Source organism: Roseburia sp. AM16-25, assembly GCF_003473825.1.
Lineage (GTDB): Bacteria > Bacillota > Clostridia > Lachnospirales > Lachnospiraceae > Pararoseburia > Pararoseburia lenta.
The window spans coordinates 571,181-585,657 of record NZ_QUCW01000003.1; the positions used below are offsets into that span (position 1 = coordinate 571,181).

The window sequence follows — 14,477 nt, forward strand, 5'->3', positions numbered from 1 at the left end:
TGAGGGTGTGATATGTTTGGATATATTAATGTAAATCGTAAAGAACTAAAAGAAGCGGATGAAAAGACGTATCAGGCATATTATTGTGGCCTTTGCCGCCAATTAAAGAATGAGGCGGGAATCAAGGGGCAAATGCTTTTGAATTATGATATGACATTTTTGTTGATTCTGCTGACGGGTTTGTATGAACTGGAGCATGAAGAAATATCATATCGATGCGCAGTGCATCCGGCATCAAAAAAGACGGCGTATATCAATGAGGCTACAGAGTATGCGGCAGCTATGGATGTCGTTTTAAGCTATCATAGTTTACAGGATGACTATGAAGATGATGGCAGTCATATCAAACAGGCGATAGCAAAAGCTTTAAAAAAAGATTATAATCGAATCAGCATCCGTTACCCAAGACAAGTGCAGGCGGTAGAGGACTACATGAAAAAACTTGCGGAGGCAGAAAAGCGCAAGGAGTCTAATATAGATATTGTGGCTGGCTATACGGGTGAAATGCTGGGACAATTGTTCCAATGGAAGCAGGATGAATGGGCAAAAGATTTAGATAGTATGGGCTTTTATATGGGTAAATTTATTTATCTGTTGGATGCCTATGAGGATTTGAAAAAGGATCAAAAAAAGGGCAGCTACAATCCATTTGCATACGTGTCCATGGAATCAAAAGAAGAATACGAGACTTTTTGCCGTTCGACGCTTACCTGTCTGATGGCAGAATGCGCAAAATCTTTTGAACGTATGCCGATTCTGGAGCATGCAGAGATTTTACGTAATATTTTATATTCTGGTGTTTGGACAAAATATGAATACCTGAAGTTAAAAGAAAAAAAGACGAAACCATAGAGTTGGAGGAACAAGTTTATGTCAGATCCATATAGGGTGTTGGGCGTATCGCGAGATGCATCTGAGGATGAGATCAAGAAAGCATATAGAACGTTGAGCCGGAAATATCATCCAGATGCAAATGTCAACAATCCGCACAAGGATCAGGCGGAAGAGAAGTTTAAGGAAGTGCAGCAGGCGTATGATCAGATTATGAAAGAACGTCAGCAGGGCGCAAGCTTCGGCGGTTATCAGTATGGATATGGTGGCTTTGGCGGGCAGACGTCACAAGGTAGTTACCAGCAGACGCAGGAGTCCAATGAGATGCGTGCAGCAGCCAATTATATCAATAGCCGTCATTTTACAGAAGCGATGCATGTGCTAAATAGTATGCCAGAGACAGTACGAAATGGACGATGGTATTATTATGCGGCAATCGCCAGCGAAGGATTAGGACATGTTGTGGATGCCAAGGAATTTGCCAGACGTGCAGTAGCATTAGAGCCTGGCAATTTCCAGTATCGGCAGTATCAGCAGCATTTAGAATTTGGAAGTGACTGGTATGAGACACGAGGCTCTGCGTATGAGAGACCATATGCAGGTGTGACAAGATGGTGTTTCAATATGTTTTTGTTGAATTTATTCTGCAATATGTGCTGCTTCGGACCTCGATGCATATAACATGAAGTCACAAGGGCGTTCCTTTTTGCAAGGGGGCATACATTAAAATAGGACTAAATCAAGAGAAACCTTATAAAACAAGGGTTTGAATGATTTACGTCCTATAACTCTGTAAAAAAGCAGACTGAAATCTGAAATGGTTTCGGTCTGCTTTTTCATCGCATTTCGTTTGTGATAGCGGCACATAATTACTTATTCGCCCAGTTTTTCATGTCCTGCATTACCATAATGGAAGCAGAATCATAGGTATCTTTAAAGTCGTGTGATACCTTTACTCTCATTACAAAATCGCCTGTAATCTCTGTGTAATAAAACGGAGCGTTACACAAAGATTCTGGTGTAATTCCTTCTTCTCCGATTGCGCCTTTGTTATAGTCCCATAGAAAACCTTTGTAAGTACACACTTTAGCGTAAGATACTTACCTCAAAGTAATAAATTGAAAAGTAGTTAAATGTTCGGAATAGAGGGGCTGCTGTCTACCTAATTCTTGTGTGTTACTTTATGCCACATATCACATATTTGGCGTATCAGAAGCATGAAGCATGCCTCGATATTCCATAGGCGTACATCCGTATTTCTTGCGGAACAGCTGAAAGAAAAAGCTGGTATTCTGATATCCGACGGCAAGGCTGATATCATTTGTGGAAAGTGCGGTGCTCTTTAACAGTTTTGCCGCCTGAGAGAGCCGCTGTGTCTGGACCAGCTCTTTGTAAGTGGTTCCGGTATGCTGGCGGATGTAGGCAGAGAGATAGTTTGGGTGCATATTAAAAAACTCAGCTGTAGAAGAAAGAGTACAGTCCGCAAAGTTTGTTTCGATATATCGGAGTATGGTATAAACCTGATCCAAAGAGGAGTGATCCAGAACCATATCGTGCTGGAACAGATTGATCATCTCGCAGGTAATCAGCGTAAAAAGACTGTCTAAAAAAGGTCCGGATGTTACGGACGGAGAATAAAATTCACAGAGAAACTGGTTGGCAAGATCTGCCAGCCGGTTTTGTTTTTGTTCTGGGGAAAAGACAATATACCTGCTTTCCTGCATCGTGGTGTTCAGAGCCTCAATGAAAAAGTGTGTAAGGTAATTATCCTGAGACAGGCGTTCAAAAAAGGTACCGTTCAGATATTCGCGCGTCAGTAGAAAATTGATGATAATATCATTTTCTGAACATCTTTTGACAGAATGAGGTGCATTCTGGCTGATCAGAACCATCTGCCCGGCTTTTAGCCTGAATGTAGTCTTATTTATCGTCATTGTGCAGGAACCAGAATAAACATAACTCAACTCCAGCCACTCATGGATATGCAGAGGTACGTTTTCAAAACGATTCTGTTTTACAACAGCGAAGTTGTAATAACTCGGAAGAACTTTCTTTGAAAGAACTAAAGAACGTATATCTTCAAGGTTCGTATCAAAACGGTAACAGGGTGTATCAAACTTACCGCTGGCAACAGGAAATTGTGAATAATCTTTCTTTATACCGTTCAGACGCTGGGTTTCCTCGGGAGTGTGCTGCTTCAGAAATTGATTCAATGTAGATAATGTCATCATATATATTCTCTCCTTTTCGAGATATGAATGAACTGTGATTATAGTCATCAGCCGTTTATTAAACCTGTCTAAAATATACCATATTGGGGGAAAAGGTGTACAGAGTAATCTCGGATATTTATTAAGTTTGGTCGGTAGATCACTTATGTTTCGTTGATGTAATTTTAGTCTGTATAAAGTAAGATATCAGTAAGAAAAGGAGGCATAGGTTAGGATGAAGATATTTTTTGCAGTAGTGGTGATTGTTTTATTATTTGTGATCGGTGCGACATTATATGTCTATAAAAAAAGTGCCATGTTTTTGCCGGCACTTCTTGGCATCTGCGGATTTCCAAAAATAAAGGGAAGCAGCTATTACGATGAAAATGGACATTTCCGTCCGGGAACGGGGGAGGACAAAGTTGGATTTTTCATGCAGCATCCGGTATTCGGCGGTTTTAAACATATGTTTTTCAATGTGGAGGACAACGTGCTGAAAGCCATTGCGCCTATAAAGTATAAGGATTTTTTAAAGGCGCAGGGCCGTGAGGAACAATTGGATGCAGCCTTGGAATCTTTCAACTATCTAACCGGACTTGTTGAGAAAGGTCAGGCAAGGCTGGTGCCGGATCTGTATCCTGCGGAAGCAGTTAATGGTCATCCGTACAGGTCACATCTGACGGGAATGTTTTATCAGGGACAACAGGGAAAACCACTTGCCATTGTAGTTCCGGGAGGCGGATTTATCAGTAATGTAACTGATTGCGAGGGGTATCCTGCGGCGATGAAGCTGCATAAAATGGGATATTCTGTTCTCGTCATAAGTTATCCGGTCGGCAGACAGCTGGGAGAAACAGAACAGATGAAACAGGGACAGGCTGCCGCGAGGGAACTGACACAGGTGATCCGATATCTGACGGAGCATCAAAAACAGTTTTCTGTAAACATGGATGATTATGCCATCTTTGGTTTTTCAGCAGGAGGACTTATGACCACGGCGTATTCATTTGCAAATTATGAGGACTGCTGCCACAAGAATCATCTGCCAAGACCGAAAGCGATCTTCCCTATGTATGGTCTGGACTGGAATATCAAAGCTTTGCCGGAGGACAAAGGACTGGCGGTATTTTCTATCGTAGGGCGGGATGATGAGTTCGGTTTTGCAAATGTGGAAGATAAACTGCCGGAATTAGAGAAGGTACTGGGCAAAGAAAATGTGTCAGTTAAAATCATTGACGGTCTGGGACATGGATTTGGCATTGGATATGAAACAAAAGTGAAAAACTGGCTTCAGGAAGCGGTATCCTTCTGGGAAGCCCACAGATAACAGAGGGTAAGATTTATTTAAGGAGGATTTCATAATGAGCAGAAACTTGAAAGAATTAATCAGAGAGATGACGCTGGAGGAAAAAGCAGGACTTTGTTCGGGCGCGGATTTCTGGAACACAATGGGAATCGAAAGATTAGGGATTCCGTCCGCTATGATGACAGACGGCCCGCATGGTCTGCGCAAACAGGAAGGAGCGGCGGATCATCTCGGCCTGAATAAAAGTGTGAATGCAGTATGCTTCCCGGCAGCCTGCGCCACGGCATCTAGTTTTGACGTGGAACTGATGGAACGTATGGGACAGATCCTTGGTGATGAGTGTCAGGCTGAGAACGTGAGCATGCTCCTCGGTCCTGCGGTTAATATCAAACGAAGTCCTCTCTGCGGAAGGAATTTTGAATATATGTCCGAAGATCCTTATCTGACAGGAAAGATGGCGTCAGCATATATCCGGGGCGTACAGTCGAAAGGAATCGGAACCAGTATGAAACATTTCGCTGTGAATAATCAGGAAACAGACCGTATGCAGATATCGTCGGAAGTATCGGAACGGGCTTTCCGGGAAATTTATCTGCCGGCTTTTGAGGAGGCGGTGAAGAAAGCGCAGCCAAAGACTGTGATGTGCAGCTACAATAAGATCAACGGAGTATTTTCTTCAGAGAATAAGAAGCTTCTGACAGATATCCTGCGGGATGAGTGGGGATTTGAAGGATATGTGGTCAGTGACTGGGGAGCTGTAAATGACCGGGTGAAAGGACTGAAAGCCGGTCTTGACTTGGAGATGCCGGGATCAGGAGGATATAATACAAGAAAGATTATCCAGGCAGTGGAGAATGGAGAGCTGGAGGAGGAGATTCTTGACAGAACGGTAGAGCGCATACTGAAAGTAGTCTTCTCCTACGCAGATAACCGGAAAGCAGAGACTGTATTTGACAGGGAAAAGGATCACAAGGCAGCGGCAGATATCGAAACAGAGTGTGCCGTACTTCTGGAAAATAAGGGGGCGCTGCCGCTGAGAAAAGAACAGAAAATAGTCTATATCGGGGAATTTGCAAAGAAACCGCGCTACCAGGGCGGGGGATCGAGCCACATCAATACGGACAGCGTAGTGTCAGCTCTGGAAACTGCGGTGAGAAAAGGCAGGGCAGTGGAGTATGTGAAGGGCTTCTCGTCAGAGCGTGACGAAATGACAGAAGAAGAACTGAAACAGGCGTGTGAAGCGGCTGCGGGAGCAGATGCAGTTGTAATCTTTGCCGGACTGCCGGACAGCTTTGAATCGGAAGGATATGACAGAACATCCATGGAACTGCCAAAGTGTCAGAATCGCCTTATAGAGGCTGTGGCTGAGATACAGAAGAATGTGGTGGTGGTTCTACATAACGGAAGTCCCGTAGAAACTCCGTGGGCTGAGTCTGTAAATGCCATTCTGGAGATGTATCTGGGAGGAGAAGGCATCGGGGAGGCCAGCGACCGGCTGTTATTCGGGGAGGCGAACCCGGGGGGACGTCTGGCGGAGACTTTCCCATATCGTTTGGAAGACAATCCGAGTTACCTGAATTTCCCCGGAGACGGCAGGACTGTTCTCTATGGAGAAGATATCTTTGTCGGATACCGCTACTATGATGCGAAGAAAGTACCGGTGCGCTGGGCATTCGGACATGGTCTGTCATATACGGAATTCAGCTACAGCAATATGAAGCTCTCTTCTGTAGAAATGAAGGATGGAGATGTTCTGAGGGTAAGCATTGATGTGGAGAATACAGGAAAGATGGCAGGAAGTGAAGTAGTTCAGCTCTATGTCAGCGGCAAAGACAGCACAGTGCCAAGAGCAGTGAAGGAACTGAAAGGGTTTGCGAAAGTAATTCTGAATCCGGGTGAGAAGAAGACGGTTACAATGGAGCTTTGTGCGAGAGATTTTGCTTACTACGAGACAAAGATTCACGACTGGTATACTCCGTCAGGGATATATGAAATCCAGATCGGACATGCCAGTGATGATATTAGAGAGACTATTGAATTTACCTTTACTACTGATGTGCTGTTGCCGTTCACTGTGGATATGACCACGACAATGGGAGAGTTAATGAGCCACCCGAAGACAGCAGGAAAAATGATGGAGTATCTTGAGGGGTTATCACAGGGAGAAGAACCTAAGAAAGAAGATGGGGAGGTACAGCTTGTGACTCCGGAAATTATAGCCCAGATGCCGCTGAAGTCATTTCTGAGTGTGATTCCGGGCGAAGCGATTGAACAGATGATCGTGGAGTTGAATTCTTTGTGCCAGTAATGGGAGAAACAGTTGGCTCATTATAGGATGAAAAAGTATCAGCATGGAAATGAGGAATAATTATGGGCAAGATTTATGCAGCGAAAACAAATCATATCACAAACCCTGTAGGGTTTTATCTGAAACCGCTGGTTTTTTCATGGAAAGTGAAAGGATGCAGAGGACAGGAACAGAAACATGCAAGGATTGTAATCAGCAAGAATAAAACCTTTACAGATATCTGTTACGATACAGGTGAAACAGAGTTGGACAGCCTCTCTACAAGAGTAGAATTTGAAATACAGCCGTATACAAGATATTACTGGAAGGTCATTGTTGTAACAGATGCAGAGGAAGTAATCGAATCAGATGTACAGTTTTTTGAGACTGCCAAAATGGATGAACCATGGACTGGAAGATGGATTACTTGTGACAGCAGTCAGGAACGTCATCCGATTTTTTCAAAAAGGATTGAACCGAAAAAAGAAGTGAAAAGTGCAAGGTTGTACATTTGTGGCCTAGGATTGTATGAGGCATACTTTCTCGGGGAAAACAGAGAAGATCCGGAGAAAATCGGTGATGAGTATCTGACTCCGTACTGTAATAATTATGACCAGTGGATCCAGTATCAGACGTATGACATCACGGAACAGGCCGAACAAGGCGGTGTGCTGTCTGTTCTTCTCGGAAACGGTTGGTATAAAGGACGGTTCGGTTTCAATGATCCGGAGCGGGAAGCATATTACGGTGACGAGTGGAAGCTGATTGCGGAGATTCACATAGAGTACAAGGATGGAACGAAAGATGTGATCAGTTCTGATGAAACCTGGTCAGTTACAAGAAGCAATTTGTGGTTTTCCAATATCTATGACGGTGAGAGAAGAGATGATACGCTGCCGCCGGTAGAGGAGTCTCCTGCGCGGATCGCAAAGGTTCCGAAGGGCCGGCTTATGGAACGGTTATCTCTTCCGGTTAAGGTACAGGAGGAGATGAAGCCGGCAGAACTGATCCATACGCCTGCTGGAGAAGATGTATTTGATCTGGGGCAGGAGATCGCAGGGATCTTCCGACTGCGTGTACATGAGCCGGCGGGGACAACTATCAGGGTTCAGACGGGAGAGGTGCTTCAGGACGGATGTTTCTATAACGAGAATTTAAGAACTGCACTTTCGGAGTACATTTATGTTTCTGATGGTACAGAAAAGGTGATTACGCCTCATTTTACATACTATGGCTATCGATATGTGAAAGTGACCGGGATTAGGGATCTTTCATGTGAGGATTTCACGGCGCTTGTTCTTTACAGCGATTATGAGAGTATCGGGGCAATCGAGACAGGGAATGATCTTGTGAACAAATTGATCTCCAATATCGAATGGGGGATGAAAGGAAACTTCCTGGATGTGCCTACAGACTGCCCGCAAAGAGATGAGAGAATGGGCTGGACAGGGGATACACAGGTATTTTCTGCGACTGCAAGCTATCTGGCTGATACCTACGCGTTTTACCGGAAATATTTATATGACATGTATCAGGAACAGCTTCTGGCGGACGGAATGGTTCCGGAGATTGTCCCCACATTCGGACCGACAAAATGTTCCTGCGCATGGGGAGACGCTGCGTGTATCATTCCGTGGAACGTATATCTGTTCAGCGGGGACAAAACAATCCTGGAAAGCCAGATTGAGAGCATGAAGGTATGGGTTGATTATATTCGCAGGATTGACGGAGATCATCACGGATGGAGACAGGTGTTCCATTATGGAGACTGGCTGGCTCTCGACCGTACAGACGCCGCCGCGAACAGTGTGTACGGGGCGACCGATGAAGCATATATCGCGGATATCTACTATGCGGCAAGCGCCCAGACAGTCGCAAAGGCGGCGGACGTGCTTGGACTGGAAGAAACGAGACAGGAATATCAGGAAATCGCAGACCGTCAGTGGCAGGTCGTGAAAGAAGAATATTTTACTGCCACCGGCAGATGTGCGGTGAAGACGCAGACAGGGCTTATCCTTGCGCTGAAGTATCATTTGTCTGAAAATGAAGAACTGACAAAGCAGATGATGAAAAAAGTCCTCCGGGACAACAAAAATAAACTGAATACCGGGTTTGTGGGTACGCCGCTTCTGTGCAACGTGCTGACAGACCACGGGATGACGGATGCGGCGTACCGGCTGCTCCTGAATGAGGAATACCCGGGCTGGCTTCATGAAGTGAAGCTGGGGGCAACGACCGTGTGGGAGCGTTGGAATTCACTGGATGAGAACGGCCATGTCTCCAGCACGGGAATGAACAGCCTGAATCATTATTCATATGGCGCTGTACTGGAATGGATCTTCCGCCATGCGGCCGGGATTGATGTGACGGAACAGAGTCCGGGAGGCCGGGTGATGCGGATCAGCCCGAAAGTGAATCGCGGACTGGGATATGTAAAAGCGGTTTATGATTCAGCATGCGGATGCTATCAGTGCGGTTGGGAGATATCAGGGGATAATAAAATCACTGTCACTGTTACAGTTCCGTTTGGCGGAAGGGCAGAAGTGGTTCTTCCACTCGCGTCGGAATCTGTATATGAAGATAAAGAAAACCCACTGTTTGAAGATGTAGAAAACGGAATTTGCCGTGTGAAAGCCGGAGAATATGAAGTCGCTTATGAGGCGTCACAGCCTTTAAAGAGGAAATACAGCATAGATTCGACAATGGAAGAACTGCTGAACCATCCGGATATTCGTGCGTTTCTTTCTCAAATGATGGAAGTGGATATGATTCCGGATATTGCATATAGACTTTCACTCAGAGATGTCGCGAAAACATTCGCAAGAGAGATAAAAAAAGATGAGGCGCAGATGCTGGATGCGGCACTGGCAAAATTCTAATCAGGAGGGTTGCTATGGAGCTTATAAGGCTTAAAGTAAACAGTCAATACAGACCATGCGTGGACGAAGCACCTTATTTTTCATGGGTGATCACCAGTGGCAAAAAGAATGTGATGCAGACATCTTATCATATTACAGTGACAGGTCCGGGAGAAGTAGTGTGGGATTCCGGGGTGGTAGAAAGTGATAAAAGTACTTTTGTAGAGTACAACGGAAAACCATTGAAAAGTCTCAGTGACTATAGCTGGACAGTGGAAGTGACGGTTAATAACGGAGAAAAGGCGGCGGCATCCTCATCCTTTGAGACAGGATTTATGAAGAAAGAATGGACGGCCGAGTGGGTAAAATCTCCGTCCCCGATGAAAAAGGTTAAACCCGGAACCGGCGGGCAGAATCCGGCAGAATATTTCCGCAAAAAATTTGATGCACGAGACGGTGTAAAACGGGCACGCGTCTATGCCACATGCCACGGAGCATATCAGCTCAGCGTGAACGGAATACGTCCGGACGACAGAGAGTTTGCTCCGGAATTTACCGTCTATTCTAAATATCTGTGCTACCAGACTTATGATGTGACTCCGTTTTTGAGAGAGGGAGGAAATGTCATAGGAATGCTGGTGGGGGACGGCTGGTATGACAGCGCGAACTTTAAACCGAGAAGCAGGAAGTTTAAAGCCGAACATTCTGTGTTATTTCAGATAAAGATTGATTATGAAGACGGAACGAGTGAAATGGTTGTGTCCGATGATGCGGTGAAAGTTTCGGAAAGTCCGGTCCGGTCTTCCGATCTGTTTGCAGGTGAACTCTATGACGCACGGATGGAACAGGAAAACTGGAACTGTTGCGGATTCGATGACAGCAGCTGGAAAGCAGGTATCCCATGCGGAAAATCTTACGCGAACCTGGTAGCTCAGTACGGGGAACCGGTGCGCCCGGTAAAGGAATTACCGGCAGTCGGAATGACGGTCAGCCCGAAAGGCGAGACGATCATTGACTTCGGGCAGAATCTGGCGGGTGTTCTGCGGGTAAAAACCAAACTGCCGGCCGGAACAAAAATGGTATTAGATCATTTTGAAACTCTGGATCAATATGGAAACTATTTCAACAATATTTTCATGTCAGAGAAAACAGGGCACAAGCAAAGTGATATTTATATTTCAAACGGGAAATTTACAGAATATATACCGCATTTTACATATCATGGCTTCCGCTATGTGAGAGTGACATGCGATCAGCCGGTGAGTCCGGAGAATTTCACAGCGATTGTCCTGTCTTCTGACAATGAGGATCTGGGAACTTTCGAGACGTCCAACGAAGATATAAACCGGCTTTACGAAAATACAAGATGGTCTCAGCGGTCGAATCTGTTCTCAATCCCCACGGACTGTCCGCAGAGAGAAAAAGGCGGATGGACCGGAGATATCCAGATTTATGCAAGAACAGCCATGCTCAACGAAAATGTAACCCCGTTTCTGACAAGATGGCTGCGTAATATGACCTGCAGCCAGCAGAAAAACGGAGCGATTCCCAATGTGATCCCCCTTACCGGAATCTATGAATTACTGGAGAAACTGAATCGGATCGTATACCGCAATTTTGAACCGGTGGGAGAAGCGGGATGGGGAGATGCCGCTTGTATCGTACCGTGGAGCATGTATCAGCTTACAGGAAATATCAGGATACTGAGAGAGCAGTATGACACAATGAAAAAGTGGTGCGACTATATCATCAACACTGCAAAGAAGCGTAGAGGCAAGATGAAACATCCAAAAGAAATTGACCAGTATCTGTGGAATACAGGACATCAGTACGGGGAGTGGCTCATACCGAGCCAGACAGTAGACGGAGCAGACCAAAGCGCTGCAAAACCTATCAATACTTCTGTATACTGCGCGCCAATCTTTGGATGGAATTCCTGTCGGATCATGGCAGATACGGCAGCACTCCTCGGGCATACATCAGACGAATTATACTATGATGACATTGCGTCCAGAATGAAATCTGCCATTCAAAAAGGACTGATCGATGATGACGGGAAGATGCCTCTTGATTTTATGGGCAGTTATGTGCTGGCAATCGCATTTGATCTTGCTCCTGAAAGGAAGAAAAAAAGTATCGCCGGACATTTGATCCGCAAGATAGAAGAAAACGGGGATTGTCTGGATACAGGGTTCCTGACGACGCCGTATCTGCTGGATGCACTCTGTAAGATTGGCAGGATGGACAAGGCATATAAAATCCTGCTTCAGACAAAGTGCCCGTCATGGCTTTATGAGGTGAAGCAGGGAGCGACAACAATTTGGGAAAACTACATTTCTTACAAGGAGGACGGGTCTCCGGTTATGACAAGCCTGAACCATTATGCCTTTGGATGCGTGGACGATTGGATGTTCCGGAAGATAAGCGGCATTGATATGGCTGCTCCCGGATTTAAGAAGATTGTGATTGCGCCGGAGACGGATGAGGCGTTTACCAGTGCAAAGCGTACCTATATGAGTGAGTACGGTAAAGTACGGACAGAGTGGAGCGTGGAAGAGGGAAAATTTGAGTTGAAGGTGGAGATCCCCTGCAACACGACTGCCACTGTAAAGATGCCGGATGGCAGATTGTATGAGGTAGGAAGTGGAACATATGAGTTTGAATGTAAGAAATTTATAGAATAGGAGAGATTATGAAAAAGAAAATATTGAAGATTATCTTAAGAATCGTTTTAATTGTGATTCTGGTCGCGGGAATCGGCCTGACATATTTAGTAGGAGCAGTAGGCGGTGGAGGACCGTTTGATTTTGTCTGGAAGAACAAACTGAAAAAAATGCCGGGAAACGCAGAAAAATACAGTCTGGAAAATATAGAACCGTTAGAAAACAGCCCTCTTAGAGGGAAGCGTATCTGCTACCTTGGATCATCTGTAACCTTAGGTCTGTACTCAATGGATGTTTCTTTCGCAGATTATATCTCTTACAGAAATGGCTGTGAGTATGTAAAAGAAGCCGTAAGCGGTACTACTTTAGTGGATAACGGAAAGACGTCTTATATCCAAAGGATGAAAAATAATATCGGTACAGATGAGAAATTCGATGCATTTGTCTGTCAGCTTTCCACGAATGACGCGTCGAAGGAAATGCCGATGGGAGAAATCAGCAGTTCAGAAAATCTGGAGGATTTTGATACACAGACGATAACAGGAGCAATGGAATATATCATTGTATATGCAAAGCAGACATGGAATTGTCCCGTGATCTTTTATACCGGAACAAAATATGACAGTAAACAGTATCAGCAGATGGTAGATGTATTGTTTGAGCTTCAGGATAAATATGGAATAGGCGTGATCGACCTTTGGAATGACGAGGAGATGAATGACGTTTCTGAAAAAGAATATGAAGTTTATATGGCAGATCCGGTTCATCCGACGCAGGCAGGATATCTGGAATGGTGGACGCCTAAGATGGAAGAATACTTATATCAGTTTTTAGAAAGATGATTATTATATTAAGTTTCGTCGGTAAACTGCTTATATATCGTTGGTGATTTGCCCTTTGGAGTTATTTATAATTGAATCAAACAATGAAAGGACGGATAACGAAATGGAAAATTCAGTTACAAAAAGAGAAAAAATCAGTTATGGTTTGTATTTTATGGGACAGAATGTATTCTACGGACTGGTAGGATATATGACTACATATTTTACAGATATCGGCATAACGGCAGCATTGGTTGCAATCGTGGCGCTTATCACGAAAGTGTGGGATGCCATCAACGATCCGATCTTCGGTATGATCATGGATAAGGTGAATTTTAAGAAAGGGAAATTCCTGCCGTGGCTTCGAATATCTGTCATAGCGATTCCGGTGGCAACTATTCTTCTTTTTATAATACCTACCGGGATTTCCATGACGGCTAAAATCATATGGGCAACACTCGCTTATATGTTATGGGATACAGCCTATACCCTTTGCGATGTACCGATTTTTGGTATTGTTACCACGATGACAATAGACCAGAAGGAACGTGTTTCACTAAACAGCATAGGAAGAATGTTTGCTATTTTTGCAGGTATTGTTACAGGAATTGTCCTGCCGTTGGTACGGCAGCGGTTAGGCGGCTGGTCAACAACAGTAATTGTGTTATCTCTTTTGTCATGTGTTATGATGATTCCGATTTGTCTGTTCGCAAGGGAGAGAGTAATTGAAAAAGAAAGAGTCCTGAATGACGGGGCAGAAGAAAGTTATACATTGCGAGATATGGTAGAATGTCTGCGGAAGAACAAATATTTATTGATTTTCTTTGCGGCTCCGCTCATCAGCAGCCTGCTTAATGTTGGTGCAAATTGGGGCTTATACGTTGCCCGGTACTGCCTTGGCGGTGAAGAAGCTGCCTCATATGTTTCGATGGGGGTAATTATTCCGACCTTAATCGGTGCGGTTATGGCAGTAGAATTATGCAAAAAATATGATAAATTTAAAGTCTTCTATATTTCATATGTTTTCGCTTTACTTCTGGGAATTGTAAGATTCATAGCCGGGTATGAGAATATGACGGTGTTTATGATTTTAAATGCTTTAGGAGGAATTCCGCTGGGAATAGCAGTTATACTGCAGTATCAGTTTACGCCGGACTGCTACGAGTATGGACAGTACAAGACAGGATTAAAAATGCGTGGTGTAACGTTTGCAGCGCAGACATTTTTTACAAAATTAAATGGAGCGATCGCAACAGCAGTCAGTGTGTTTGCGTTAACTTTAATCGGCTTCCGAGAGGGAGAAGGCGTTGTTCAGGCGGCAGGATTTGCCGATAAATTATGGACATTCAGCTGTCTTGGCGGCATTATCGGGGGTATTTGCACTCTGCTTATACTTCGTCTTTACAAGCTTAATGACCATGATGTCCAGCTGATGGCAAAATGCAACAATGGCGAGATCAGCCGTGAAGAGGCAGAGGCACAGATGATCAATCAGTATTAA

10 protein-coding genes are annotated in these 14,477 nt (G+C 44.5%); 8 read left to right on the forward strand and 2 right to left on the reverse strand.

Annotated elements, in window-relative coordinates:
* Positions 1 to 12 precede the first annotated feature (12 nt).
* Positions 13 to 852, forward strand: coding sequence for a DUF5685 family protein (locus tag DW183_RS09820; protein WP_118281811.1), 840 nt, complete (start codon positions 13 to 15; stop codon positions 850 to 852).
* An 18-nt stretch (positions 853 to 870) separates the two neighbouring features.
* Positions 871 to 1,512, forward strand: a complete 642-nt coding sequence (locus DW183_RS09825; RefSeq protein ID WP_118281812.1) for a DnaJ domain-containing protein — start codon at positions 871 to 873, stop codon at positions 1,510 to 1,512.
* Between the two features lie 188 nt (positions 1,513 to 1,700).
* On the opposite strand, the gene DW183_RS12740 is transcribed toward DW183_RS09825, so the two are convergent.
* Together DW183_RS12740 and DW183_RS09835 are read right to left on the reverse strand one after the other, a co-directional pair.
* Positions 1,701 to 1,916 carry a DUF1349 domain-containing protein gene (locus DW183_RS12740; RefSeq protein ID WP_256386606.1) on the reverse strand — a complete coding sequence of 72 codons (216 nt, stop codon included), beginning with the start codon at positions 1,914 to 1,916 and terminating at the stop codon, positions 1,701 to 1,703.
* Between the two features lie 108 nt (positions 1,917 to 2,024).
* Entirely contained in the window at positions 2,025 to 3,062 is a 1,038-nt protein-coding gene (locus tag DW183_RS09835; RefSeq protein ID WP_158573069.1) for an AraC family transcriptional regulator, read from the reverse strand.
* A gap of 214 nt (positions 3,063 to 3,276) precedes the next feature.
* Between DW183_RS09835 and DW183_RS09840 the strand changes: the two genes are divergently transcribed.
* The 6 genes from DW183_RS09840 (at position 3,277) to DW183_RS09865 (ending at position 14,477) form a co-directional block, all read left to right on the forward strand.
* Positions 3,277 to 4,368: an alpha/beta hydrolase gene (locus tag DW183_RS09840; RefSeq protein ID WP_118281814.1), complete on the forward strand. Its 1,092-nt coding sequence runs from the start codon at positions 3,277 to 3,279 to the stop codon at positions 4,366 to 4,368.
* A 34-nt stretch (positions 4,369 to 4,402) separates the two neighbouring features.
* Positions 4,403 to 6,655: a glycoside hydrolase family 3 C-terminal domain-containing protein gene (locus tag DW183_RS09845; protein WP_118281815.1), complete on the forward strand. Its 2,253-nt coding sequence runs from the start codon at positions 4,403 to 4,405 to the stop codon at positions 6,653 to 6,655.
* 62 nt (positions 6,656 to 6,717) lie between these two features.
* Complete coding sequence (locus tag DW183_RS09850; protein ID WP_118281816.1) at positions 6,718 to 9,513, forward strand: alpha-L-rhamnosidase; 2,796 nt, start codon at positions 6,718 to 6,720, stop codon at positions 9,511 to 9,513.
* A 14-nt stretch (positions 9,514 to 9,527) separates the two neighbouring features.
* Positions 9,528 to 12,176: a family 78 glycoside hydrolase catalytic domain gene (locus DW183_RS09855; RefSeq protein ID WP_118281817.1), complete on the forward strand. Its 2,649-nt coding sequence runs from the start codon at positions 9,528 to 9,530 to the stop codon at positions 12,174 to 12,176.
* A gap of 8 nt (positions 12,177 to 12,184) precedes the next feature.
* Positions 12,185 to 12,997 carry an SGNH/GDSL hydrolase family protein gene (locus DW183_RS09860; RefSeq protein WP_118281818.1) on the forward strand — a complete coding sequence of 271 codons (813 nt, stop codon included), beginning with the start codon at positions 12,185 to 12,187 and terminating at the stop codon, positions 12,995 to 12,997.
* 103 nt (positions 12,998 to 13,100) lie between these two features.
* The gene (locus tag DW183_RS09865) at positions 13,101 to 14,477 is read left to right on the forward strand and encodes an MFS transporter (RefSeq protein WP_118281819.1); all 1,377 of its coding nucleotides are present in this window, start codon (positions 13,101 to 13,103) and stop codon (positions 14,475 to 14,477) included.

Bases quoted from the DNA above. Each gene is read 5' to 3' on its own strand.
- DW183_RS09865 (WP_118281819.1), top strand. From the start codon at position 13,101: ATGGAAAATTCAGTTACAAAAAGAGAAAAAATCAGTTATGGTTTGTAT.
- DW183_RS09850 (WP_118281816.1), top strand. From the start codon at position 6,718: ATGGGCAAGATTTATGCAGCGAAAACAAATCATATCACAAACCCTGTA.
- DW183_RS09840 (WP_118281814.1), top strand. From the start codon at position 3,277: ATGAAGATATTTTTTGCAGTAGTGGTGATTGTTTTATTATTTGTGATC.
- DW183_RS09845 (WP_118281815.1), top strand. From the start codon at position 4,403: ATGAGCAGAAACTTGAAAGAATTAATCAGAGAGATGACGCTGGAGGAA.
- DW183_RS09835 (WP_158573069.1), bottom strand. From the start codon at position 3,062: ATGATGACATTATCTACATTGAATCAATTTCTGAAGCAGCACACTCCC.
- DW183_RS09860 (WP_118281818.1), top strand. From the start codon at position 12,185: ATGAAAAAGAAAATATTGAAGATTATCTTAAGAATCGTTTTAATTGTG.
- DW183_RS09825 (WP_118281812.1), top strand. From the start codon at position 871: ATGTCAGATCCATATAGGGTGTTGGGCGTATCGCGAGATGCATCTGAG.
- DW183_RS09820 (WP_118281811.1), top strand. From the start codon at position 13: ATGTTTGGATATATTAATGTAAATCGTAAAGAACTAAAAGAAGCGGAT.
- DW183_RS09855 (WP_118281817.1), top strand. From the start codon at position 9,528: ATGGAGCTTATAAGGCTTAAAGTAAACAGTCAATACAGACCATGCGTG.